Source organism: Geomobilimonas luticola (assembly GCF_018476905.1).
GTDB classification, from domain to species: domain Bacteria; phylum Desulfobacterota; class Desulfuromonadia; order Geobacterales; family Geobacteraceae; genus Geomobilimonas; species Geomobilimonas luticola.
This window is the reverse complement of sequence record NZ_JAHCVK010000001.1, coordinates 70763-94321: the sequence shown is the minus strand read 5'-3', so window position 1 is coordinate 94321 and position 23559 is coordinate 70763. Positions and strand designations below refer to the sequence as shown.

The following is a 23559-nucleotide window of genomic DNA, read 5'->3' as shown; positions in this document are numbered from 1 at the left end:
GGCTCTTTACGGGTGTTTACACGGGTTAAGGCGACTGACGCCCTTGACAGCGGCATTTCTCCGCGCCCCAAGGCCAGATTACCTTGACTTTCGCCCCAAAGATGGTTAAATCATGTAAATCAACCCGCTCTGAAAGCGGGATTGGACGCTGAATCCGAATGCATCGACGGTCCGGGATACCCCGGGAGATGAAGGAGTTGGTCATGGAAGTCAAACCGGACAACGAGGAACTGAAGATACCCGATGTCCTGCCCCTGTTGCCGGTGCGGGACGTGGTGGTCTACCCCTATATGATCCTTCCCCTCTTCGTTGGGCGGGAAATCTCCATAGCTGCGGTGGATCACGCCCTTTCCCAGGACCGCCTGATTTTTCTTGCCACCCAGCGGGAGGTGGGGGAGGAAGAACCGACGCCGGATACGATTTACAGCACCGGGACCGTAGCCATGATCATGAGGATGCTGAAGCTTCCCGACGGTCGGGTCAAAATCCTGGTGCAAGGGCTTTCGAAAGGGCGGATTACCGAATATCTTGCGGAGAAACCGTTCTACTCGGTACGGATCGAACGGATTGCCGATCCCCAAGTCGCGGAGAACTCCCTTGAGACGGAAGCGCTCATGCGGACGGTCAAAGAGCAGCTCGGCAAGGTCATTTCCCTTGGCAAGATAATTTCCCCCGAGGTGATGGTGATCGTCGAAAACATGCAGGAGCCGGGGAGTCTTGCCGATCTTGTGGCAAGCAATATCGGCCTCAAGGTGGAGGATGCCCAGCGCCTGCTGGAGATCGCGGACCCGATAGAGAGGCTGGGGCGCGTTAACGAGCTTCTCAACAAAGAGTACGAACTTCTCAGCATGCAGGCCCGCATCCAGTCTGCCGCAAAAGAAGAAATGGGGAAAAGCCAGCGGGAGTATTTCCTGCGTGAGCAGCTGAGGGCGATACAGCAGGAGCTGGGGGAGACCGATGCCCGCGCCGAGGAGATCGCCGAGCTGCGCAAGGCGATCGAGCAGGCCAAGATGCCGCCGGCGGTGGAAAAGGAAGCCCTCAAGCAGCTGGGGCGCTTGGAGCAGATGCACCCGGATGCCGCAGAGTCGGGGATGCTCCGGACCTACCTGGACTGGATGGTGGAGATCCCCTGGAGCAAGTCGACCAAGGATTCCCTGGATATCAAGCGGGCAAGGGAGATTCTCGACGAGGATCATTTCTATCTGGATAAGGTCAAGGAGCGGATTCTCGAGTTCCTTGCGGTGCGCAAGCTTAAGAAAAAGATGAAGGGGCCGATTCTCTGCTTCGTCGGGCCGCCGGGGGTGGGGAAGACGTCGCTCGGCAAGTCCATCGCCCGCGCCATGGGACGTAAATTCGTGCGTATCTCTCTGGGAGGGGTCCGTGACGAGGCGGAAATCCGGGGGCATCGCCGTACCTATGTGGGGGCTCTGCCGGGGAGGATAGTCCAGGGGCTCAAGCAGGCCGGTGCCAACAACCCGGTCTTCATGCTGGACGAACTGGACAAGATCGGCGCCGATTTCCGCGGTGACCCGTCGTCCGCCCTTCTGGAGGTACTCGATCCGGAGCAGAACCACGCTTTTTCTGATCACTACATCAACCTCCCCTACAACCTTTCCAATGTCATGTTCATCGCGACGGCCAACCAGATCGATCCGGTCCCCGGGCCTCTGCAGGACCGCATGGAAGTGATCAACCTTGCCGGTTACACCGAGGAGGAAAAGCTGCAGATCGCCAAGCGCTACCTGGTGCCGCGCCAGATCAAGGAAAACGGCATTACGGAGCAGACCCTCACCATTTCCGACGAGGCGATCAAGGCGATCATCGCCAAGTACACCCGGGAAGCGGGGTTGCGGAACCTGGAACGGGAGATCGGCTCCATCTGCCGCAAGGTGGCCCGCAAGGTCGCGGAGGGTGAGAAGAGGCATTTCACGGTCAATGCGGCGACCGTGGCCAAATACCTCGGCCCCCCCAAGTTCCTCCGGGAAGAGGAAATGGAGCGCAACGAGGTGGGGGTGGTGACGGGGCTCGCCTGGACGCCCGTCGGCGGGGAAGTGCTCTTCGTCGAGGCGACCATCATGCAAGGGAAAGGTGGGCTTACCCTGACGGGCCAGCTTGGCGATGTCATGAAGGAATCGGTGCAGGCGGCCCTTTCCTACATCCGTTCCAAGGAAACGGAGCTCAACCTTCCCACTGACTTCTTCCATAACATGGAGATCCATGTCCACGTCCCGGCCGGCGCCATCCCCAAGGATGGCCCGTCGGCGGGGGTCACCATGGCCACGGCCCTTGTGTCGGCCCTCACGAAGATTCCCGTCCGGAAAGACGTTGCCATGACCGGCGAGATTACCCTGCGGGGGAAGGTTCTCCCCATCGGGGGGCTGAAGGAGAAGATGCTTGCCGCCATCCGTGCCGGGGTCAAGACGGTCGTGATTCCGGAACAGAACAAAAAGGACCTGGAAGAAGTCCCCCGCCATATCCTGAAAAAGGTGAAGGTCGTCACTGCCAGGACCATTGACGAAGTCCTCAGGGTGGCGCTGGAAACCTACCCTCCGCCATCGCCCCGCCACGGCAAAGCGCCGGCCGTCAAGGGTAAGGTCCCAACACCGCGGGTGCTGGTAAAACCACGCAAGGGTGTGGTTGCGTGAAGCTTGAAGAGCTGGGCGAATTCGGTTTTATCGACCGGCTCGCCGGTCAGGCCAAGGCAAGGACTGGAGTGGTGCTCGGCATTGGCGACGATGCGGCCATTCTGGCCCCGGCTGCGGGGAAGGTAACCCTTGCCACGTCGGATATGCTCGTGGAAGGGGTCCATTTTGACCTTGCCCTTTCCGACCCCCGTACCCTGGGGCGAAAGTCCTTGGCGGTGAATCTCTCCGATCTTGCTGCCATGGGTGCGCAGCCGCGGCATGCACTTCTTTCCCTGGCCATACCGCCGGCTCTTCCCGTGGAGTTCCTCGATGCGTTCACCAGCGGCTTCCTTGCGCTGGCCGACGAGTTCCAGGTTGCACTGGTGGGGGGAGATACCTGTGCATCTAGGGGAGGATTGGTCATATCAGTCACTGCCCTGGGGGAGCAGTGTCCCGGCCTGGTGGTGCGCAGGTCGACGGCTCGCGTCGGAGATCTGGTGCTGGTCACGGGGACCCTGGGAGACTCGGCCCTCGGACTGGAACTCCTCAGGCAGGGTGTTCGCTCCGGGAGATCCGTGGAACGGCATCTTGATCCCCTTCCCCGGGTAGCGGCCGGTATCCGGCTTGCCGAAGCGGGCCTGGCAAACGCCATGATCGACGTAAGCGACGGGCTGCTGGCCGACCTCTGTCATGTCCTTGATCTGTCCGGTGTTGGCGCGCGACTTGACCTGTCCCGGCTCCCCCTCTCCGCGGAGTGTCGGCATCATCTTGCCACGGGCGGAAACGACCCCCTTGTCCTTCCTCTTGCCGGAGGCGAGGACTACGAGCTCCTCTTCACGGCCGCGCCGGAACGGGAGGCGGTGATCCGTTCGGTTCTGGCTGACTGCGGTGTGCAGGTAACCGTCATCGGGGAGATCATCGCCGGCGCAGGGGTTTCGATGACCGATCTTGCCGGTAATCCCTACTTCCCGGCACGGCTGGGGTATAACCATTTCGGAATCACGCGGGACGCGGCCTCCAGCCGGCTTCCTGAAGTGACGTGACATTGACGGCATATCTGCAAAGGATGGTGCGGCTCTCCCCACATGATATCGGTTGCCAGTCAAACATACCTGGAACTCAAGAATTTTCCCGACATTTCTCCGGAAGCATTCGAGGCTATCCGCCGGATAATGAAGAATGCCCGTGGCATCAACCTGGACAGTTACAAGGACAAGTGCATAAAACGCAGGATTGCTATCCGGGTGCGGGCGACAAACTGTATCGGTGCCGAAGAGTACTGCAACCTCCTGTTGCAGGACGAGGAGGAAATTGACCGGCTGCTGAAGGTGCTTACCATCCATGTCAGTCAGTTCTTCCGCAATCCCCCCATGTTCACAAAGCTGCGCCAGGAAATTTTCCCCTTTCTTTTTTCGCTCCCCGAAATAAACGGAACCGGTGGGCTGCATGTCTGGAGCGTCGGCTGTGCCAGCGGTGAAGAGCCCTATTCGGTGTCACTGCTCCTCAGTCATTTCTTTGCGCCTGAATTGGAGAGGATTGGGGCCACCATCCTTGCCACCGATGTGGATGCAGCCATTCTGGATATGGCGCGTGAGGGTATTTACGGTGAAGAACGCCTGGTAGAGGTTTCTGACGAGTTGCGTCGAGAATATTTCGTAGAACGTGATGGCAGATACCAGGTGGTTCCGGAGGTCAAATCGCTTGTAGAGTTCCGCCAGGCAGATCTTGGCCACCTGGACTCCTTCCCGGAATGCGATCTGATTCTCTGCCGCAACGTTTTCATCTATTTCGAACGTTCACAGCAGGAGGCGATTCTTCACCGGTTTGCCGACAAGCTGCATCCGGGAGGGGTGCTCATTCTCGGCAAGTCGGAAACACTGGTGGGGGGGGCTCGCAGCCGGTTCCAGCCCATCTGTCCGGTTGAACGGATATACCGGAAAGTGTGACGAAAGAAGTTTTGCCGAGAAAAGAGAGGATTGATCTATGTATGTTCCCATAGGATACAAGTTCATCATGGGATTTGTGATGGTGGTCGGGGCAGTGGCCCTTGCCCCGGATCTGGTGCGTCAGCTTGGTTATGCGCCTGAAATAACCAATGTGTTCTCGTATGTGGTGGCCCTTACCATAGGGCTGGTGCTTGGCTGGATATTTTCGCGAAGCTTTACCCGCAACATTTCCCGCCTCACCCAGTCGGCAGAGGCGATAAGCCAGGGAGACCTGACACGGGATGTAACCCTGAAGGAATCCCGTTTCCCCGATGAGACCCACGACCTGGGGGGCTCCATCAACCGGATGGTGGAAAGTCTGCGGGATCTGGTCCGGCACATTAAGGAAACGTCGGAGCGGGTAACCGAATCGGCGCGTACGCTCTCTTCATCGGCTCTCGAAATCAACGCTTCCACCGAAGAAGTCGCCAAGGCGATGGAACAGATATCCCGCGGGGCGGATAGTCAGGTGGAGATGGTCGGCAAGACCTCCGCCCTTATTCACGAAACAGCGGTTTCCGTTGAACTGGTGGCCAAGCGTGCACGGGAAGCGGCCCAGGCAGCCCGTGACACCAGCATCACCGCGCAGCGTGGTGACGAGCTTGCCAGTGATTCACTGGCAAGGATGAAAGAGTTTTTCGACAATGCAGAGACCATGGGGCGGCGCTTCATCGCCCTGAACGGCAAGCTCCAGCAGGTGGGCAAAATTGCCGATTTCATCGGCGAGATTGCCCGGCAGACCAACATGCTGGCACTGAATGCGTCCATCGAGGCGGCCCGTGCGGGAGAATATGGCAAGGGATTTTCGGTTGTCGCCGAGGAGGTACGTAAGCTTTCCGACGGTACCAGCAAGTATGCCGGCGAGATTGTCGAACTGATCTCCATGCTCAAGGAAGAGAGCGGCCGGGTCCATGAAACGATAGTGGAAAGCTCCCGCCTGATTGTCGTCGGGAAAAAGAACATCGACACTACCGCTGCATCCTTCAGGGAGATTCTCGAGACGGTCATCGAAACGGAGCATAAGGCGAACAGTATCGCCGATCTGTCGCATATGCAGACGGACGGCGCCGAGAAGATGGTCAGGGCGGTGGATGAGATTGCCAGGGTTGCCGAGGACAATGCTGCCTCGACCCAGCAGGTATCCGCGGCGACGGAAGAGCAGTCGGCGGCCATGCAGGAGATGGCCCATGCTGCCCAGGAAATGGCCAAGCTGGCCGATGAGCTTCTGGTGGTCGTGCAGCGCTTCAAGGTAAACCTGGACGAAGCGCCGGTCTTATGAAGGCCTCGTCCCGCGGATTTCTCGTCTTTACTCTGCAGGGAGAGCGGTACGGCCTTTCTCTTCAGGATGTGCTGGAGGTCATGGATCCGTCCCTGCCGGTTCCGGTACCCCGTGCGCCCGAGTTTATCCGGGGTGTCGTCAACGTCCATGGCAATTTGGTCGCAGTTCTCGATCTTGCCAGATTGTTCGCTCGCGGTGAGGCAGTGGTCGAGGGCAAGTTCCTCGTCCTTGACCGCAGGATCGCCAATCTTGCGCTGTGGGTGGACGGCGTGGAGGGGTTTGTTGCAGAAGAGGCGGGGACAGATCCCCCTGCCGATGGATTGATTGCCAGGGTTGTGCGGAGCGGCACCGGCACCATCAGGATTCTGGCTCTTGACCGGCTTGTGGAAAGGGTAGAAGAGCAACTCAAACGATAATTCGGGCTGATGAGCGGCAGGCCAGTGCTGGCCGGCCCGGATTGACACCGGAGGAAATATGGGACTCACGGTTTTGCTGGTTGACGATTCGCTGTTCATGCGCAACATGCTGCGCGGCATCCTCGAGGAAGAGGGGTACGAGGTCATCGCCGAGGCAGTTGACGGCGTGGATGCGGTGCGGAAATACCGGGAGTTCCGCCCAACTGTCACCACAATGGATATTGTCATGCCGGTCAAAAACGGCATTGAGGCACTGCGCGAGATCCGGGTCCTCGATGCCAACGCCTGCGTTGTCATGTGCAGCGCGGTCGGGCAGGAATCGCTCGTACATGCTGCCCATGAAGCCGGTGCATGCGATTTCATCCTCAAACCATTCAATCCGGAACGGGTCAAGGAGGTCATCAAGCGGGTGGCGGGAGCCTGATCCATGGATATGTCCCCGTACCGGGATCTGTTTATTTCCGAGTCCCGGGAACATCTCCGGGCGGTCAGCGAACTGATTGTCAAGATGGAGCAGGAGACCGGCAGTCGGGCGGATGTGGATGCCCTGTTCCGGGCAGCCCATTCACTCAAGGGGATGGCGGCCTCCATGGGATACGGCGAGATTGCCGAACTGTCCCACAGGATCGAAGATATCATGGATCGGGTCCGGAAAGAGGAACTGGTCTTCGATGGGGGGATTGCCGATCTGCTCCTGGAGGGGGCGGACCTGCTGGAGATGATGATCACCGATGTGGCGAATGAGCTGCAGTCAGTCAGAGACATCGGAGATCTGGTGCAGCGATTGGCCACCTACCGGCCTGGCGCGGAGGGGGTCGCGGCGGCAGATGGAAGGGACAATGCGGCAGTTGCGCCAACAGCCAGGCATGGACAGCCATCGTCGGCAACCCCGCTCCACGGGGAACCGGACCGGTATGGTGACGCATCCACGGTAAGGGTCCGGACCGAGGTGCTCGATCACCTCATCAACATTACCGGCGAGTTGATCACGAACAAGCACCGGCTTATGACCGTTGGGAGAGAGCTGGCTTCGCCCCTGCTGGACGAGGCGACGGTGGAGCTTTCCCGGCTATTGCGTGACCTGCACACCGAGGTGCTGCTGGTTCGCCTCGTCCCATTCTCGACGATCGCCGACCGGTTTCCCCGCGTCGTGCGTGACCTGGCGAAAAAGATCGGCAAAGAGATCGTCTTCGAGGTCGATGGAAAAGGGATCGAGCTGGACAGGGGGATTCTGGAAGGGCTCTCGGATCCTCTCGTGCATATTCTGCGTAATGCCGTAGACCATGGCCTGGAGTCGGCCGGCGAGCGCCGGGCGTGTGGAAAGCCCCTCCAAGGGAGAATCCGGCTTATTGCCCGCCGGGAAAAGGACCAGGTCGTGGTTGTGGTGGAGGACGACGGCAGGGGAATGGACCCTGCCCGGCTGGTTGCCACGGCTATTGAGAAAAGACTTGTCAGCCCGGAGGCCGGCCGGCTCATGTCGGCCCGGGAGGCGTTCATGCTTACCTGTATCCCCGGCTTCTCGACCGCCCGAGAAGTGACCGATGTGTCGGGGCGTGGCGTGGGGATGGATGCGGTTCGCTCCACCGTCCAGGCGCTTGGCGGGAATCTGACCATCGAGTCGGAATTGGGCAAGGGGAGCAGCTTCATCCTTCGCCTTCCTCTTACCATCGCCATCATCAATGTCCTGCTGGTGAGGCTTGCCCGGATTACGGTGGCGATTCCGGTCACCAGTGTTCAGCGAACGGTGGAGCTCAGGCGTGATCTCATCTCCAGTCGCGGGAAACAGAAAGTATTCGATTTCGACGGCGAACCGCTGCCGCTCCTGAGCCTTAACCGGGTTCTCGGTCTTCCCCACAGCCATGCCGGTGAACTGCTCTCCCTCTTTGTGAGTGAGCTGAAGGGGCGTCGCGTCGGTCTCGTGGTGGACGGATTTATCGGCCAGCAGGAGATCTTTGTCAAGCCGCTGGGGCGCCCCCTGGCGAGTATGAAAGGGTTGGGGGGGGGGGCGGTGCTCGGGAACGGTGAGGTCGTTTTCATCCTGGATGTTGCCAATATTCTGTAAACAGTCGTCGGAGTCCTGATCCCGAAAGGAATGCGTATGAGGATTGCAAATCTGAGTGAGGCTCAAATAGATGCGCTGCGCGAGGTGAGTAATATCGGTATGGGACATGCCGCCACGGCGCTCTCGCAGTTGCTCGGGAAAACGGTTCATTTGCAGGTGCCGCAGGTATTGATCACCGACATCTCCAAGGTGCCCGAGTTGCTCGGCGGTGCGGAAAAGATGGTGGTCGGCATCTACCTCCAGGTGCTCGGCAGCGCCCGGGGCAATATCCTCATGATTTTCCGGCGGGAAAATGCCATCAGGATGCTGGACAAGCTTCTCAGCCGGGACAACACCAAGGGGGGGCTGTTGAGCGAACTGGAGGTTTCCGCCCTCAAGGAAGTGGGAAACATCCTTGCGTCGGCCTATCTGAATGCCCTTGGTTCCATGCTGAAGATGACGCTCATCCCCTCGGTGCCGGTGCTCTCCTTCGATATGGCGGGAGCGGTGGTAGATTATGTCCTTGTCGACCTGGCGGCGGACGGCGACCTGTCGCTCATGGTGGAAACCGAGTTTTTCGAGGAGGGAGAACAGGTGAAGGGGCATTTTTTCCTCCTTCCCGACCCTCCCTCCCTGCAGGTCATACTCAAGTCAATTGGTGTTATCCATGGGTGAGTTGACCATCATAGGGCTGTCGGAGTACGGGTTTGCCGCTGCTCCTGGCATTCTGATGACGTACGGGCTCGGTTCCTGCATCGGTATCGCTCTCTACGACCCGGAACTGCGCATGGGGTCGCTGGCACATACCCTGCTTCCCACCAGCCACGAAGGGACCCTGCCCCCCGTTAAATCGGCCAAATTCACTGATCTTGCCATAAACTACATGGTTGAAGAGCTGGTGAAAAGTGGTTGCGCCAAGGAACGACTTGTGGCAAAATTAGCTGGCGGCGCCAGCATGTTTGACTCCCAATACCGGTCGTTTCGGGGGGATATCGGCCAGCGTAACGTCGATTCCGCCAAATACACCCTTGCCGGGCACGGAATACCGCTCTTGGCTGAGGACACGGGCGGAGACTACGGGCGTACCGTCGAATTCCATGTCAGCAGCGGACTGATGCTCATTAAGGCCATGCAGAAACCGAGCAAAACCATTTAGCCCGGAGTGGCGCCGCTTGTCGTTGGTTGCCCGGATAGGGTTCTTCCCCAGGAGGAGGCATTTATGAAAAGGTTCTGCATGGTAGCTGCAGCTCTGCTTCTGGCACTGGGCACCGGTTTTGCCGAGGCCGCAACCCTTCCTCGGGTGAATGTGGGGCTCAACGATGTCATCGATACCCTGGAAAAATCGTACCGCTCTCTGAACGATGTGACGGCGGACTTCTTCCAGCGTTCGACCCTGGCGTCCTCACGGCGGGAAATGCGCGCCGAAGGGCAGATGTTTCTCAAACCACCCACCTCCTCCAGCCCGCTCATGTTCCGTTTCGACTACTTCCGTCCCCTGACCCAGGAAATCGTCTGTGACGGCAGGACCATGTGGATGTACCTGCCGGAAAACCGCCAGGTGATCCAGAGCGACGTCAGCTTTTTCTTCGGTCCCTTCAGTGCCGGCCAGTACAGCAACCAACCGGTCAATTTCCTCCAGGGGATGGGACGGTTTTCCAAGGATTTTCTGACAGTCTTTTCCTCCCAACAGCAGGATATGGCGGGCAACTATGTTCTTGAGCTCACGCCGCGCCGTTCCTCCGTCACCATCGCAAAGATGTACCTCGTGATTCATCGCGAGGCGGTGCTCGCCTATGTGCAGAACAACCGGGATATCACCAGGATAATAAACGATCCCCGCCGGCCCGAGTTTGCCTTTCCCCTGCTTTCGTCCACCGTGATCGACCCCAAGGGGAACACGACCATCATGGAATTCAGTAATGTCAGGGCGAACTCGCGACTGATGGACGGCATGTTCACCTTTACCGTTCCCGCCGGGGTTGAGGTGGTGCGCCCGCCAACCGGCAGGTAAGGCCGGACGGGTCCGGCCGCCGGTTGCAGCGGTCACGCAAAGGCGACATGATTCATGTCGCCTTTGCACATTCAGCCGGACGGGTCCGGCGCAGGACGGATTATGAAAACGTACATGCCGAGATTGCTTGTTTCGCTGATGATGGTGGCGGTCATGATTCAAGGGGCTGCCGCCGCCGAACTGAAGGATGTGGTCGACACCCTTGAGCAAGGGTACCGTGTCCTTGCCGACCTGCAGGCCGACTTCGCCCAGCGCACCACCATTGCCGCCATGAAGCGGGAGGAGCGGGGTGGCGGCGAGCTGTTCCTGAAGAAGCCGGCGGGAGCAAACGCCATGTTCCGTTTCAACTACTCAAAGCCAAAGCAGCAGATCATCTCCAACGGCAAGACGGTCTGGTACTACCTCCCCGACAACAGGCAGGTCATGGTGATGGAGATGGCGGCCATGTTCGAGGGAGGCAACGGCGTGGCGCTCAACTATCTTGCAGGGATGGGGAGCGTATCGCGCGATTTCACCATCAGCTTTGCCGGCGATGGTCGGGACAGGAAAGGAAACTATGTCCTCGATCTCGTGCCGAAGAAGCCGAGCCAGGGACTTGCAAGGCTTCAGCTGACCATCGCCGCTGCGGCAGTGGATCGTTTTCTGGTGGAACACAAACCGGACATGCCGTTTCCCATTCTCACGTCGGTTGTGTACGACCAGCTCGGCAACAAGACCACCATCGACTACAGCAGGGTGAAGGTGAATCGTGGCGTGGGGAGCAACCGCTTCACCTTCAAGGTGCCCGCCGGAGTGGAAGTCATCAAGAACAGGTAAAGGTAGAGGTAAAGGTAGAGAAACCGTTTTGATTGATTCTCATTACCTTTACCTGTGAGCGACAGCGAACGAATACCTCTACCTGATTTATTTAAGGAGGTTGTGGGATGCCGTCATTCGACATTGTTTCCAAGGTGGATATGCAGGAGGTGGATAACGCGGTCAACCAGACCGTCAAGGAGATCGCCCAACGTTACGACTTCAAGGGGAGCAAGTGCGAGGTGACCCAGGAAAAGGAGAGCATCAAGGTGCTGGCGGACGATGATTTCCGTCTGAAGTCGATCATTGACATCCTCCAGTCCAAATTCATCAAGCGGGGGATATCCGTCAAGGCTCTCCAGTACGGAAAGGCGGAGTCCGCCTCCGGCGGCATGGTGCGGCAGGTCATCACCATCCAGCAGGGGATATCCAAAGAGAAGGGGAAGGAGTTAAACGCCGTCATCAAGGAGACCAAGCTCAAGGTGCAGAGCCAGATCCAGGACGACCAGGTGCGGGTGACCGGCAAGAACATCGACGACCTGCAGGAGGTCATCCGGATACTGAAGGGGAAGGATCTGGGCATCGAGATGCAATTCATAAATTTCAGGTCGTAAATTCGGGCACCCACGCGGGTGCCTCTACTATACTGTTTCCACGAGGTCATATTGAGCACAGCAAAAGAGAAAGTAAGCCTGGTCAGCCTCGGCTGCCCGAAGAACCTGGTGGATGCCGAAGTGATGCTCGGCTACCTGGCCAACGAGAAGTACGAAATCACGACCGATGAACGGGACGCCGATATCATCATCGTCAATACCTGCTCGTTCATTAAAGAGGCGAAGCAGGAGAGCATCGATACCATCCTCGACCTGGCCGACCGGAAGCACGATGCCCGCTGCCGGCTTCTCATCGTCACCGGCTGCCTCCCCCAGCGCTACCAGGAGGAACTGGCCCAAGAGCTTCCGGAGGTGGACATCTTCGTCGGGACCGGCGATTACCCGCGCATCGCCGAGATCATCGCGGAAAAGGAGGGGACCGACGAGCAGCTCCGCTATGTGGGTGATCCCAACCTCTTTTACGACGAGAACCTTCCCCGCCTCAAGTCGTCTCCGGCGTACACCGCCTACCTGAAGATCGCCGAGGGGTGCTCCAACTGCTGCTCCTACTGTGTCATTCCGTCCCTGCGGGGTTCTTTCCGTTCCCGCCCCATGGCCCGGCTCCTTGAGGAAGCCCGCACACTGGTGGCGGGTGGGGTGAAGGAAATCAACCTGATTGCCCAGGATATAACCGGATACGGCCAGGACCTGCCCGATCGGCCGACCCTGGAGGAACTCATCCGGGAAGTGGCGAAGATCGAGGGGCTTGCCTGGATCAGGCTTCTCTATGCCTATCCCGACGGCATACGGGAGAGTCTCATCGAGGTCATCCGGACCGAAGCCAAGGTCTGCAACTACCTCGATATCCCCCTCCAGCACATCAGTGACCCCATCCTCAAGAAGATGAACCGCCGCAGTTCGGAAGCGGAGATCCGGGCGCTCATCGCCCGGCTGCGGGAAGCGATCCCCGGCGTCGCCCTGCGGACCTCTCTCATCGTCGGATTCCCCGGCGAGACCGATGACGATTTCAAGAAGCTCCTCCGGTTCGTGGAGGAGGCCCAGTTCGACCGGCTCGGGGTGTTCTGCTACTCGAGGGAGGAGGGAACGCCGGCGGCGGAGATGCCGGAGCAGGTTTCGGAGCGGGTCAAGCGGGAACGCTACAAGAAGCTGATGCGAGCCCAGGCACGCCTCTCCTTCCGCCGCAACCGCCAGCTGATCGATACGGTGGAGCAGGTTATCATCGAAGGGTACAGCGAGGAGACCGAACTCCTTCTCAGGGGGCGCTCGGCCCGCCAGGCACCCGACATCGACGGACAGGTCTATGTCACCGCCGGCAATGCCAATGTGGGGGATATCGTCAATCTGCGGATCACCGATTCCTCGGACTACGATCTTATCGGGGAAATCGTTGACTAAAGCCGCGGCGCGGGGTTTCCTCCTCCCGGCTTTTTCCTTGACAAAAGGGGAAATTACTGTATTATTGCGACGCCTCGAAGGGGGACATTTCAAGACGGAGCGTGGGTGTAATGGTTGAAAAGATGGACGAGATGAAGGCGATCCTCCTGAGAATGAAGGACGATACGCTGACGGAGATAAACAAGGCGGTCAAAAGCGGCTCCAGCCTCTCCGCCGGTGAGCCGAGCGGAGATATCTACGATCAGGCTTCATCGGAACGGGACCGGGAACTGGGTCTGCTGCTGAATGACCGGGAGCGGGAAAAGCTCCACAACATCGACGAGGCCCTTCTCAAGATCGAGGACGGAGAGTACGGTATCTGCGAGGAGTGCGAGGAGGAGATTCCCCTCGGCCGGCTCAAGGTCATGCCCTTTGCCCGCTACTGCGTCAAGTGCAAGGCCGACATCGAGAAGCAGCAGGCACAGACTAAGCGTTTCGAGGAAGAGCGGGCCTACCGGGAGATTGCCCTGGGGGAAGAAGAAGAGGCCTGACACGAAAAGGAGCTGAACTCCCTTTTTTGCCAGAAAGATAAAAGGCGGTCCGCATGCAGCGGCCGCCTTTTCTTGTGCTCAGTGACCATGTCAGGTCGAGGAATTACTCCGCAAGAAGGCTTTTCCCGGTCATCTCCTTCGGCTGGGGGATGCCGAGGAGGTGCAGCATGGTCGGCGCGATGTCGGCCAGTATGCCGGGCCGCAACGTTTTCCCCTTGCACCGGTCATTCACCAGAATGAGCGGCACCCGATCGGTCGTGTGGGCGGTGTGGGGGCCGCCGGTTTCGTCCACCATGACTTCTGCATTGCCGTGATCCGCGGTGATGATGGCGGTGCCTCCCATCTCCCGCACCTTTGCCACCAGCCGTCCGACGCAGTCATCGACCGTCTCGATGGCCCGTATGGCGGCCGGCATGATGCCGGTATGACCCACCATGTCCGCATTGGCGAAGTTGAGGACAATGACATCGTAGTTCCCCGTATCGAGACGCTTCAGCAGTTCGTCGGTGACAAGGTAGGCACTCATTTCCGGCTTCTGGTCATAGGTTGCGACCTCCTTGGGGGAGGGGATGAGGCAGCGCTCCTCGCCGGGGAAAGGTTCCTCTATCCCGCCGTTGAAGAAGAAGGTGACATGGGCATATTTCTCCGTTTCGGCAATCCGGAGCTGGGTCAGCCCCTGTGTTCCCAGTACTTCACCGAGGATGTTGGTGAGGGACTCGGGACCGAAGGCAATGGGGAGGCCGAAGGTGGCGTCGTACTCGGTCATGCAGACGTAGGAGGCCAGCCGGGGCCGGTCCTGCCGGGCAAAGCCCGGGCAGTCGTCCAGGGCCAGCGCCCGGGTGATCTCCCGGGCCCGATCGGAGCGGAAGTTGAAGAAGATGAAGCCGTCACCGTCACGGACGGTCCCGGTGGGCTGACCGCCGGCAACGATCACCGCCGGCTTCACGAACTCATCGGTCACGCCGGCGGCATAGCTCTCCGCCATGGTGTCCGCTGCGCTTTTCCGCTGTTCACCCATGCCGCGGACGATGGCATTGTAGGCCTGCTCAACCCGTTCCCAGCGGTTGTCCCGGTCCATGGCGTAGTAGCGGCCGATAACCGTGGCGATCTTTCCCGCCCCGATTTTTTCTATTTCAGCTTCCAACTGGGCGAGAAAGCCGGCACCACTCTTGGGGGGGGTGTCCCGGCCGTCCATGAGGCAATGGACGAATGTCTCCACCCCCTCGCGGCGGGCCAGTTCCAGGAGCCCGTAGAGATGGGAATTGTGGGAATGGACCCCTCCGTCAGAGACGAGGCCGGCCAGATGGAGCCGGCCACCGGCGGCCTTAGTTCTGCGGATGCAATCGAGGAGCACCGGATTGTTGAAAAAATCACCGTCGCTGATCGACTTAGAGATGCGGGTCAGGTCCTGGTAAACGATGCGGCCGGCGCCGATGTTCAGGTGTCCCACTTCCGAGTTTCCCATCTGGCCGTCGGGGAGCCCCACCGACATGCCGGACGTGCCGATGTCGGTACAGGGGTACTCCCGGCAGAGCCCGGTCATATTCGGGGTACGGGCCTGGGCGATGGCGTTGTGCGCCGGGTCCGGGTTCAGTCCCCAGCCATCGAGGATCATCAGCAGCAATGGTTGTTTTTTCGGCATACGTCACTCCTCACGCTTCACTTCCCGCCTCACCGGTTCAGTGGTGGTACGGTTCGTTGTTGAGAATGGTGAATCCACGGTAAATCTGTTCCAGCAGGAAAAGCCGCACCATCTGGTGGGTGAAGGTGAGGCGCGACAGGGCAATGGTGCGTTGGGCCTGGCGGCGGAACTCGTCGCTGAAGCCGTAGGCTCCGCCGATGGCGAACACCAACTCGGGAACGGCGCTGTCGCGCTGCTTTTCGATGAAGGTGGCCAACTGGCGGGAGTCCAGTTCGTCTCCCCCTTCGTCCAGAAGGACGAGGCAGGCGTTTTTCGGCAGGAGCTTTGCGAGCCGGGCGCACTCCGCCGCACGTCCCGCCTCACGCATTGCCCCCTTTTCCTCTTTTGCCTCGGAAATTTCCAGGGGGGCATAGCGCCGGATGCGGCCGGCGTATTCCTCGATGCCGGTCTTTATCCAAGCCTCCTGGGTCTTGCCGACCCAGACGACTCTGATCTTCACGGTTCCTTGTCTTCCCAGCGGTATTCGGCGGGGATTTCCACTTCCGGTGCGGCGCTCCAGAGCTCGTCCAGGTCGTAGCGGCGGCGCAGCTCCTCCTGAAAGATGTGGACGATCACGTCACCGTAATCGATCACGACCCAGTTTCCTTCCTTCTCCCCCTCGATGTCCAGAACCTTGCCGAATTTCTTCAGCCCCTGCCGGACCGAATCGGCGATGGCCTGGACCTGCTTGTCCGAACGGCCGGATGCCAGTACCAGGTAATCGGCGATGGAGGAAAGCGTTCGTATTTCCAGGACCCGAACGTCGAGAGCTTTTTTGTCGAGTGCCAGGGCGGCGGATTTGATGGCTCGTTCCCGGGCCTCGAGAATCTGTTTAGTACTCATGTGCGTACAACCTCTGTTCCTTTATGTAATTCTCGACCGTTGCCGGTACGAGGTATCTGAGTGAACGTCCCTGCCGTGCCCGTTCCCGGATGGCGCTGGAGGATATATCGAAGGGAATCCCGCGTAGGTAGTGAACCGAGTAGCCGGAGCGGTGCACAAGGCGGTGCTCCGCGGGAAGGTAGCGGAATTCCCCGGCAACGGCGGCGGGGAGAACTGCTTGCAGGTCGGCAATGGCGGCACCGGGGCGTTCAACAACCACCAGGTTGCAGCAGGCGAAGATGGCGGCGAATTCATGCCAGCTGCCGATTTCCAGAAAGGAGTCGCTGCCGACGATGAAGAAGAATTCGTCATCGGGGCGGTCGGCCCGCAGGGTTCGCAGGGTGTCGATGGAATAGGACCTTCCCCCCCGTTCACCTTCCACCTCCGACACGCTGAAGGCGGGGTTGTCCTGTACCGCCAGCCGCACCATGGCCACCCGATGCACAAAAGGGATCTCTCCCGCCAGCGGCTTGTGGGGTGGCGACGCCGCCGGGATGAATACCACCCGCACCAGGTCCAGGCTGTCACGTACCTCCTCGGCGATGCGCAGATGGGCCAGGTGAATGGGATTGAAGGTGCCGCCGATGATGCCGATTTTCATAAATACCCGCAAAAAGCTTTACCACAGAGGTCTCGGAGAACCTTCAGTGACTGCATGATTTTGAAGTAAACTGTGTGTGCAGTCAGCCTTACACAACAAATTTGGCCAGTGCTGCGTTCCCTCTGTAAATCTCCGTGTCCTCAGTGGTAAACCGTGTTTGTTTTAAGTTCTTACCTGCCCGTCGCCGTAGACGATGAACTTCGTTGTCGTCAGGTCCTCCAGCCCCATGGGACCGAAGGAATGGAGCTTGGTGGTGGAGATGCCGATTTCCGCGCCGAGTCCCAACTGGTTGCCGTCGGCGAAGCGGGTGGAGGCGTTGATCAGTACGCAGCTGGAGTTCACTTCCCGGATGAAGCGCTGGGAGGTGGCGTAGTCCCGGGTGACGATCGCCTCGGTGTGAAGCGATCCGTACCGGTTGATGTGATCGATCGCCTCGTCCAGATCGTCCACCACCCGGGCTGCGAGGATCAGCTCCAGGTACTCTGCGTGCCAGTCCTCTTCCGTTGCCGGCTTGGCCTGAGAGGCAAACTGTCGGAAGCAGTCGTCCCCCCGCAGCTCCACCTTGAGGCCGGTCAGGGTCGCGGCGATGCGGGGGATGAAGGTCTCGGCAACGTCCTTATGGATAAGGATTGTCTCCAAGGCGTTGCAGACGCCGGGGCGCTGGGTCTTGGCGTTGACGATGATCCGCTCCGCCATGTCGAAGTCGGCCGAGGCATCGACGAAAACATGGCAGACCCCCTTGTAATGCTTGATGACCGGGATCTTGGAGTGCTCTACCACGAAGCGGATGAGGCTTTCGCCGCCACGGGGGATGATCAGGTCGATGCACTCCTCCTGCTTGAGCAGTTCCAGCACCCCCTCCCTCTCCGCAAAGGGAACGACGGTGAGGGCTGCTGTCGGGATGCCGGCCTTGTCCATCTCGGCCTGGAGGATGCGGGCAATGGCCAGGTTTGAGTGGATCGCCTCTGAGCCGCCACGCAGTATCACACCGTTCCCCGCCTTGAGACAGAGGGCTGCCGCGTCGGCGGTGACGTTGGGGCGCGCCTCGTAGATGATGCCGATGACCCCCAGCGGGATACGCATCTTGCCCACCTGCAGGTCGTTGGGGCGTTTCCACATCCTGGTCACTTCCCCGACCGGATCGGGGAGGGCCGCCACTTCCCGAAGACCGTCTGCCATCGCCCTGACCCGCGATTCGTCCAGCATGAGCCGGTCGAGCATGGCGCTGGAAAGCCCCTTTTGTTCTCCAGCCGTCAGGTCCTTTCTGTTTTCCTCCACGAGCATGGAGGTACTGGCGACGAGGGCGTCGGCCATGGCGAGGAGCAGCCCGTTTTTCGCGCCGGAAGAGAGGCGGGCCATCACATGGGAGGCCTGGCGGGCGTCACGGGCGATTTTTCTGATCTGTTCGGCAATGGTCACGGCAACCACCTCCTGAAAACCTCATTGTCTGAATGGACAGGATACAATCTCAAACCCGAATGGAACGCGGAAACTGCGGAAAAAACCGGATAACAGCGGATAACCATCTTGGTTGCTCAGCGTCACTCCGTGCAGAGAGGGAGAAGGCCTTTGCGCGGGCAGCTGACGAGACTACTGATGTTGAAAATCCGCCTTTATCCGCAGTTTCTGCTTTTTCCGTGTGCTATTCGCTTTTTATTTGTACGGCTACAGTACCACCAGGTTGTCCCGGTGGATGATCTCGTCCCCGTACCGGTAGCCGAGAATAGTTTCTATCTCGCCGCTTTTGTGGCCGAGGATCTTTGCAAGCTCCTGGCTCGCATAGTCGACGATGCCGCGGGCGAACTCCGTGCCGTCCGGGCCGCAGACCCGCACGCAGGCTCCCCGTTCGAACTCTCCCTCGACTTCGACGATGCCGGAGGGGAGGAGGCTTCGACCGTGCTGGGCAAGAACCTTGCGCGCCCCTTCATCGACGATGACCCTGCCACGGGGCCGCAAGGTATAGGCGATCCAGTGCTTGCGCCGGTTCAGCACTGTCCTGGCCGGCAGAAAGAGGGTTCCCACTTCTTCCCCGTCCATGACACGGATGAGGTTACCGGGGGTCATGCCGTTGGTCATGATCGTAGCCACGCCGAACTGCCCCGCCTTTTTCGCTGCCGCCAGCTTGGTTGCCATGCCGCCGGTGCCGACCGTAGAACTGGAGCCTCCCCCTGCTTTTTCCACTTCCTTGGTGATGGCGCGTACCAGCGGTACGAGCCGGGCTCCGGGGTGTTCCCGGGGGTCGGCGTCGTAGAAGCCGTCGATGTCGGTCAGGATCACCAGGAGCTGGGCTTCGGTCAGGTTGGTCACCAGAGCCGACAGGTTGTCATTGTCGCCGAACTTGATCTCCTCCACCACGACGGTGTCGTTCTCGTTGATGATCGGGATGATGCCGAAGTGCAGGAGGGTGTCGAGGGTGGCGCGGGCGTTGAGGAAGCGCTGACGGTCCATCAGGTCGTGCCGGGTGAGGAGAAGCTGGGCAACCTTGTGGCCGTGGGCGGCGAATGCCTCTTCGTAGGCGCGCATGAGCCGTGGCTGGCCGATGGCTGCCGCCGCCTGCTTCTGGGGGATGGTCCGGGGGCGGTCGTCCAGGCCGAGCTCCTTGCGCCCTGCAGCACCGGCACCAGAGGAGACCATGATGACCTCGATACCCCGCCTTCGCAGAGCGGTGATCTCGGCAGCGAGTCGACCGATGGTGGCCAGGTCGAGTCCGTTGTCGGTGCAGGTGAGAACCCGGCTGCCGATCTTGATGACGAGTCGTTTGACCTTGTGGAGAATTTCTTCGCGCATGCGTGCCTGTTTTCGCTGGTATGCCCTACCTGAGCGCTTTTTGCAGTGGTACCGCCTCCCCGTTGACGCCGTCACGAAGGATACGGAAGTACATATCATGTTTGCCCGGGCATGGCAAACGTTACCACTCCTCGGTGGCCGGTTCACCCCAGAGGTTGCGTGCGATCTCGTCCAGCAGTTCCTGTATCCCCCGGCCGGTGACGGTGGAAATGGGGAAAACCTTGAGTCCCTGCCCGGTGAACCAGGGAAGGACCCGGGGAAGGTTTTCCTCTACCTGGGGGAGGTCGATTTTGTTGATGACGATGATCTGCGTCTTTTCCGCCAGTTCGGGATTGAAGAGCGACAGTTCCCGGTTGAGTGCCTCGTATTCCCGGATCGGGTCTCGCTCCGGCATCCAGGAGATATCCAGGATGTGAAGGAGCAGGCCGGTCCGTTCCAGGTGTTTGAGAAAGCGGTGACCGAGTCCCGCCCCCGCATGGGCGTCTTCAATGAGGCCGGGGATGTCGGCGATGACGAAGGAGCGGTAATTCTTGTATGCCACCACTCCCAGGTTGGGGACGAGAGTGGTGAAGGGGTAGTCCGCAATCTTCGGCCGGGCGGCGGAGACCTTGGCGATGAAAGACGATTTCCCCACACTCGGGAAACCGAGGAGCCCCACGTCGGCCATGAGTTTCAGTTCCAGCCGGACCCAGCGCTCTTCCCCCGGCTCGCCGGGCTGGGCGAATTTGGGGGCCTTGTTGGTGGAGGTGGCGAAGCGGGCATTACCCTGGCCGCCGCGGCCTCCCTTGAGAAGGACGACGGTTTGCTCCGGCTCGGTCAGGTCGGCCAGTATCTCGTCGGTCTCCGCATCCTTGATGACGGTGCCGACGGGGACCAGAATCTTCAGGCTGTCTCCGTATGCTCCATGACGGTCCTTCCCCATGCCGTTCCCCCCCCGTTTGGCCTTCTGGTGGGGGCGCTGGCGCAGGTCGAGGAGAGTGGAAAGGCCGGAAGATGCCTGGATGATGACGTCTCCCCCCTTGCCGCCGTCCCCGCCGTCCGGGCCACCGTAGGGGATGAATTTTTCGCGCCGGAAGGAGACGCAGCCGGCCCCGCCGTCACCGGACTTCAGGTGGATCTTTACTTCGTCGATGAAGCTCATGTTGTCCCTTGCTTTTTCAGAGGGAAGCTGGTCGCTCCCTCTCCGTTCAAACAACAAAAGCCCGGAACTCTGCAGTCCCAGGCTTTTGCGTTGTTTGTGGTTTGCTCCCTAGTTTGCGGGGTAGACGGAAACCTTCTTGCGGTCCCGGCCGAGCCGTTCGAACTTGACAACGCCGTCGATCAGGGCGTAGAGGGTGTAATCCTTGCCACATCCGACGTTGGTCCCTGGATGAATCTGGGTGCCGCGCTGACGGTAGATGATGTTGCCAGCCGTGACGGCTTCGCCGCCGAACTTCTTGCAGCCGAGGCGTTTGCTTTCCGAATCGCGGCCGTTACGCGAACTTCCGCCGGCTTTCTTGTGTGCCATGGTGCTATCTCCTTGATCAGGTAAAACTTGTTTAGGCGTTAATCTTTTCGATCTTCAGAATGGTTCTCGGTTGACGGTGCCCGTTAAGTTTCCTGGAGTTTTTTCTCCGTTTCGACTTGAAGACAAGGATTTTCTTGTCTTTCCCCTGCTCGACGATCTTGCCGACCACAGAGGCGCTGGGCACTAACGGTGTTCCGATTTTGACCGTATCGCCGCCAACCATCAGGACTTCGCTGAGTTCGACGGTGTCACCGACGGCCCCCTCGAGCTTCTCGATCTTCAACAGATCGCCTTCGGAAACTTTGTATTGCTTCCCTCCGGTTTTAATTACTGCGTACATTGAGCTTCACCACCTTTACCGATTTTTAGCGTGAGCGCTAAAAAATAGCGGAAATACATTGTCATGTCAAGGCAAATTTTCCAAGGGGGATCATATTCCCACGTGGATTTCGTCACCTACCACCTGGACGGGGTAGGTTTTCAGGGTGTACTCCGGGTAATCCTGGCATTCACCGGTCTGCAGGTTGAAACGGTAACCGTGGCGCTGGCAGGTGATGATGCCGGCCTCCTTGAGGAGTGCCCCGGAGAGGGGTGCCCCCTGGTGGGGACATTCGGTTTCGCAGGCGTAGATGGTCCCTTTGCTGTTGACCAGGAGAATCTCCTGCCCGTTCACGGAGACGACCTTTTTCCCCCAGAGAGGGACTTCGGAAACTTTCGCGGCGAATACCATCTGTTCCTCCTTGTGGCTTTTATGGCACCAATCGGTGCTTGGCAGAGGTGCAAGGGGTGGGGACGGGACTCATTTTTCCTCGAGCCCGTCCCCACCCTTTCCCTCAACTTATGGCGATCTCGAACTGTTCCTGGTGGAAGCCCGGCTTTGCCCGTACCGTGATCCGCTTCTTGAACTTCTTTTCCAGCTCTTCCAGGCCGCGCCGCTCTTCGTCGTAGAGGAGGTCAGCCACCTGGGGGTGGACGGTGAGCATTACCTTGGTGCCGCGGATGTCGAGCATCTCCCGCCTGAGCTCCCGGAATATCTCGTGGCAGACGGTGGTCTTGGACTTTACGTAGCCGCGTCCCTCGCAGTAGGGACAGGGCTCACAGAGCATCCGGCCGATGCTCTCCCGCACCCGCTTGCGGGTCATCTCCACCAGCCCCAGTTCGGATATCTTGAGGATGTTGGTCTTGGACTTGTCGCTTTTCAGCGCCTCTTCCAAGGCGGTGAATACCTTGTCCCGGTTGACCTCCTTCTCCATGTCGATGAAGTCGATGATGATGATCCCACCGATGTTCCTGAGGCGCAACTGGTAGGCAATCTCCTTGACCGCCTCCAGGTTGGTCTTGAGGATGGTGTCTTCCAGGTTGTGCTTTCCCACGAATCGGCCGGTGTTGACGTCGATGGCCGTGAGTGCTTCGGTCTGCTCGATGATGATGTAGCCGCCCGATTTCAGCCAGACCTTGCGTCCCAGGGCGCGGCTGATCTCAACCTCAAGGCCGAAATGGTCGAAGATCGGCTCTTCCTCGTCGTAGAGTTCGATGGAGTATTTCATCTTCGGCATGAAGGTGGTGATGAACTGGACGATCCGGTCATACTCCGGCTTGGAGTCCACCACGATCCGGTCAACCGCTTCGGTGAGGATATCCCGTACCACCTTCTGGGTTACGTCCAGGTCGGAATGGATGAGGCTGGGAGCATGGGCCTTCTCGTTCTTCTTGACCACCTCCCCCCAGAGCTTGGTCAGGTAGTTCAGGTCGGCAACCAGGTCCTCCTCACTCTTCCCCTCGGAGACGGTACGGACGATGAAGCCGCCGCTCGCCGGCTTGATCCGCTCCACGACGTCCTTGAGCCGTTCCCGTTCCACCTCGTCCTCGATGCGGCGGGAAACGCCCACATGGTCAACGGTCGGCATGTAGACAAGGTGCCGTCCGGGAAGGGAGATGTGGGCAGTGATCCGTGCCCCCTTTGTGCCGATCGGCTCCTTGGAAATCTGGACCAGGAGCTCCTGCCCTTCCTGAAGGAGTTCCTCGATGGGGTGAAGCGGGTGAAGCACCGGCTCTTCCCCTTCGGGTTGCTCTTCCTTCTTGCCGTTGCCGTCCATGAACGACTCGTACTCGTCCATGGCGTCGAAAACGTCGGCGACGTAAAGGAAGGCTGCCTTTTCCAGGCCGATGTCCACGAAGGCAGCCTGCATGCCGGGAAGCACCCGTATGACCCGCCCTTTGTAAATGTTGCCGACGATCCCCTTGACCCTGCTCCGCTCGATGTAGAGTTCGGCAATGGTGCCGTTCTCGATGAGGGCGATGCGGGTTTCGTGGGAGGCGGTGTTGATGACCAGTTCGTTGCCCATCTGTTCTCCCGGAAACGCGGCTTTTTCATCGTGGCTGCGTAAGCCTTCGGGGTCGCCTGTGCGACG

25 protein-coding genes are annotated in these 23559 nt (G+C 59.5%); 14 read left to right on the top strand and 11 right to left on the bottom strand.

The features are described from left to right. Positions 1-203 precede the first annotated feature (203 nt). From lon to KI810_RS00395, 14 genes are all read left to right on the top strand, one after another. Complete coding sequence (gene lon, locus KI810_RS00460) at positions 204-2645, top strand: endopeptidase La (protein WP_425513884.1); 2442 nt, start codon at positions 204-206, stop codon at positions 2643-2645. Then, positions 2642-3667, top strand: a complete 1026-nt coding sequence (thiL, locus tag KI810_RS00455; protein WP_214173527.1) for a thiamine-phosphate kinase — start codon at positions 2642-2644, stop codon at positions 3665-3667. Before lon ends, thiL begins: the two co-directional genes overlap by 4 nt. A 42-nt stretch (positions 3668-3709) precedes the next feature. Beyond that, positions 3710-4570, top strand: a complete 861-nt coding sequence (locus KI810_RS00450) for a CheR family methyltransferase (protein WP_214173526.1) — start codon at positions 3710-3712, stop codon at positions 4568-4570. Between the two features lie 37 nt (positions 4571-4607). Beyond that, on the top strand, positions 4608-5888 hold the full coding sequence (locus KI810_RS00445) for a methyl-accepting chemotaxis protein (protein WP_214173525.1): 1281 nt from the start codon (positions 4608-4610) through the stop codon (positions 5886-5888). Then, the gene (locus KI810_RS00440) at positions 5885-6304 is read left to right on the top strand and encodes a chemotaxis protein CheW (RefSeq protein WP_214173524.1); all 420 of its coding nucleotides are present in this window, start codon (positions 5885-5887) and stop codon (positions 6302-6304) included. Before KI810_RS00445 ends, KI810_RS00440 begins: the two co-directional genes overlap by 4 nt. Before the next feature lie 58 nt (positions 6305-6362). Continuing rightward, on the top strand, positions 6363-6728 hold the full coding sequence (locus tag KI810_RS00435; protein ID WP_214173523.1) for a response regulator: 366 nt from the start codon (positions 6363-6365) through the stop codon (positions 6726-6728). A 3-nt stretch (positions 6729-6731) separates the two neighbouring features. After that, entirely contained in the window at positions 6732-8366 is a 1635-nt protein-coding gene (locus KI810_RS00430; protein WP_214173522.1) for a chemotaxis protein CheA, read from the top strand. 36 nt (positions 8367-8402) lie between these two features. Then, a complete protein-coding gene (locus KI810_RS00425; RefSeq protein ID WP_214173521.1) occupies positions 8403-9020 on the top strand; it encodes a chemotaxis protein CheC in 618 nt (205 codons plus the stop codon). Continuing rightward, positions 9013-9501, top strand: coding sequence for a chemotaxis protein CheD (locus tag KI810_RS00420; RefSeq protein ID WP_214173520.1), 489 nt, complete (start codon positions 9013-9015; stop codon positions 9499-9501). The genes KI810_RS00425 and KI810_RS00420 overlap by 8 nt, the downstream gene beginning before the upstream one ends. Positions 9502-9564: 63 nt before the next feature. Then, entirely contained in the window at positions 9565-10356 is a 792-nt protein-coding gene (locus KI810_RS00415; protein ID WP_214173519.1) for a LolA family protein, read from the top strand. A gap of 114 nt (positions 10357-10470) precedes the next feature. Further along, positions 10471-11172, top strand: a complete 702-nt coding sequence (locus tag KI810_RS00410) for a LolA family protein (protein ID WP_214173518.1) — start codon at positions 10471-10473, stop codon at positions 11170-11172. A gap of 107 nt (positions 11173-11279) precedes the next feature. Further along, positions 11280-11765, top strand: a complete 486-nt coding sequence (locus tag KI810_RS00405) for a YajQ family cyclic di-GMP-binding protein (protein ID WP_214173517.1) — start codon at positions 11280-11282, stop codon at positions 11763-11765. 51 nt (positions 11766-11816) lie between these two features. Continuing rightward, positions 11817-13160, top strand: coding sequence for a 30S ribosomal protein S12 methylthiotransferase RimO (gene rimO / locus KI810_RS00400; protein WP_214173516.1), 1344 nt, complete (start codon positions 11817-11819; stop codon positions 13158-13160). A 110-nt stretch (positions 13161-13270) separates the two neighbouring features. Then, positions 13271-13690, top strand: coding sequence for a TraR/DksA family transcriptional regulator (locus KI810_RS00395; protein ID WP_214173515.1), 420 nt, complete (start codon positions 13271-13273; stop codon positions 13688-13690). A gap of 103 nt (positions 13691-13793) precedes the next feature. On the opposite strand, the gene gpmI is transcribed toward KI810_RS00395, so the two are convergent. The 11 genes from gpmI to KI810_RS00340 all read right to left on the bottom strand — a co-directional run bounded on the left by gpmI (position 13794) and on the right by KI810_RS00340 (position 23493). Beyond that, positions 13794-15332 (bottom strand): 2,3-bisphosphoglycerate-independent phosphoglycerate mutase, encoded by a 1539-nt coding sequence (gene gpmI / locus KI810_RS00390; RefSeq protein ID WP_214173514.1) that lies wholly within the window; start codon positions 15330-15332, stop codon positions 13794-13796. 37 nt (positions 15333-15369) lie between these two features. Further along, a complete protein-coding gene (locus tag KI810_RS00385) occupies positions 15370-15831 on the bottom strand; it encodes a 23S rRNA (pseudouridine(1915)-N(3))-methyltransferase RlmH (RefSeq protein ID WP_214173513.1) in 462 nt (153 codons plus the stop codon). After that, positions 15828-16214, bottom strand: a complete 387-nt coding sequence (rsfS, locus tag KI810_RS00380; protein ID WP_214173512.1) for a ribosome silencing factor — start codon at positions 16212-16214, stop codon at positions 15828-15830. Before rsfS ends, KI810_RS00385 begins: the two co-directional genes overlap by 4 nt. Further along, positions 16204-16854, bottom strand: coding sequence for a nicotinate-nucleotide adenylyltransferase (nadD, locus tag KI810_RS00375; RefSeq protein WP_214173511.1), 651 nt, complete (start codon positions 16852-16854; stop codon positions 16204-16206). The genes rsfS and nadD overlap by 11 nt, the downstream gene beginning before the upstream one ends. Before the next feature lie 162 nt (positions 16855-17016). Further along, positions 17017-18273, bottom strand: a complete 1257-nt coding sequence (locus KI810_RS00370) for a glutamate-5-semialdehyde dehydrogenase (protein WP_214173510.1) — start codon at positions 18271-18273, stop codon at positions 17017-17019. A gap of 246 nt (positions 18274-18519) precedes the next feature. Then, a complete protein-coding gene (gene proB / locus KI810_RS00365; protein WP_214173509.1) occupies positions 18520-19641 on the bottom strand; it encodes a glutamate 5-kinase in 1122 nt (373 codons plus the stop codon). Between the two features lie 121 nt (positions 19642-19762). Then, positions 19763-20782 (bottom strand): GTPase ObgE, encoded by a 1020-nt coding sequence (gene obgE, locus KI810_RS00360; RefSeq protein WP_214173508.1) that lies wholly within the window; start codon positions 20780-20782, stop codon positions 19763-19765. A 108-nt stretch (positions 20783-20890) separates the two neighbouring features. After that, a complete protein-coding gene (gene rpmA, locus KI810_RS00355; protein ID WP_214173507.1) occupies positions 20891-21148 on the bottom strand; it encodes a 50S ribosomal protein L27 in 258 nt (85 codons plus the stop codon). Positions 21149-21179: 31 nt separating this feature from the next. Next, positions 21180-21488: a 50S ribosomal protein L21 gene (rplU, locus tag KI810_RS00350; protein WP_214173506.1), complete on the bottom strand. Its 309-nt coding sequence runs from the start codon at positions 21486-21488 to the stop codon at positions 21180-21182. A gap of 90 nt (positions 21489-21578) precedes the next feature. After that, positions 21579-21878, bottom strand: coding sequence for a Rieske (2Fe-2S) protein (locus KI810_RS00345; RefSeq protein ID WP_214173505.1), 300 nt, complete (start codon positions 21876-21878; stop codon positions 21579-21581). 103 nt (positions 21879-21981) lie between these two features. Continuing rightward, positions 21982-23493, bottom strand: a complete 1512-nt coding sequence (locus KI810_RS00340; RefSeq protein ID WP_214173504.1) for an Rne/Rng family ribonuclease — start codon at positions 23491-23493, stop codon at positions 21982-21984. Positions 23494-23559: the final 66 nt, after the last annotated feature.

Coding starts and splice junctions, on each gene's coding strand:
- KI810_RS00340 (WP_214173504.1), bottom strand. CDS start 23,493: ATGGGCAACGAACTGGTCATCAACACCGCCTCCCACGAAACCCGCATC.
- KI810_RS00395 (WP_214173515.1), top strand. CDS start 13,271: ATGGTTGAAAAGATGGACGAGATGAAGGCGATCCTCCTGAGAATGAAG.
- nadD (WP_214173511.1), bottom strand. CDS start 16,854: ATGAAAATCGGCATCATCGGCGGCACCTTCAATCCCATTCACCTGGCC.
- rpmA (WP_214173507.1), bottom strand. CDS start 21,148: ATGGCACACAAGAAAGCCGGCGGAAGTTCGCGTAACGGCCGCGATTCG.
- KI810_RS00435 (WP_214173523.1), top strand. CDS start 6,363: ATGGGACTCACGGTTTTGCTGGTTGACGATTCGCTGTTCATGCGCAAC.
- rsfS (WP_214173512.1), bottom strand. CDS start 16,214: ATGAGTACTAAACAGATTCTCGAGGCCCGGGAACGAGCCATCAAATCC.
- rplU (WP_214173506.1), bottom strand. CDS start 21,488: ATGTACGCAGTAATTAAAACCGGAGGGAAGCAATACAAAGTTTCCGAA.
- KI810_RS00410 (WP_214173518.1), top strand. CDS start 10,471: ATGCCGAGATTGCTTGTTTCGCTGATGATGGTGGCGGTCATGATTCAA.
- KI810_RS00450 (WP_214173526.1), top strand. CDS start 3,710: ATGATATCGGTTGCCAGTCAAACATACCTGGAACTCAAGAATTTTCCC.
- KI810_RS00430 (WP_214173522.1), top strand. CDS start 6,732: ATGGATATGTCCCCGTACCGGGATCTGTTTATTTCCGAGTCCCGGGAA.
- KI810_RS00345 (WP_214173505.1), bottom strand. CDS start 21,878: ATGGTATTCGCCGCGAAAGTTTCCGAAGTCCCTCTCTGGGGGAAAAAG.
- proB (WP_214173509.1), bottom strand. CDS start 19,641: ATGCGCGAAGAAATTCTCCACAAGGTCAAACGACTCGTCATCAAGATC.
- gpmI (WP_214173514.1), bottom strand. CDS start 15,332: ATGCCGAAAAAACAACCATTGCTGCTGATGATCCTCGATGGCTGGGGA.
- KI810_RS00440 (WP_214173524.1), top strand. CDS start 5,885: ATGAAGGCCTCGTCCCGCGGATTTCTCGTCTTTACTCTGCAGGGAGAG.
- lon (WP_425513884.1), top strand. CDS start 204: ATGGAAGTCAAACCGGACAACGAGGAACTGAAGATACCCGATGTCCTG.
- KI810_RS00420 (WP_214173520.1), top strand. CDS start 9,013: ATGGGTGAGTTGACCATCATAGGGCTGTCGGAGTACGGGTTTGCCGCT.
- KI810_RS00415 (WP_214173519.1), top strand. CDS start 9,565: ATGAAAAGGTTCTGCATGGTAGCTGCAGCTCTGCTTCTGGCACTGGGC.
- KI810_RS00445 (WP_214173525.1), top strand. CDS start 4,608: ATGTATGTTCCCATAGGATACAAGTTCATCATGGGATTTGTGATGGTG.
- obgE (WP_214173508.1), bottom strand. CDS start 20,782: ATGAGCTTCATCGACGAAGTAAAGATCCACCTGAAGTCCGGTGACGGC.
- KI810_RS00405 (WP_214173517.1), top strand. CDS start 11,280: ATGCCGTCATTCGACATTGTTTCCAAGGTGGATATGCAGGAGGTGGAT.
- KI810_RS00425 (WP_214173521.1), top strand. CDS start 8,403: ATGAGGATTGCAAATCTGAGTGAGGCTCAAATAGATGCGCTGCGCGAG.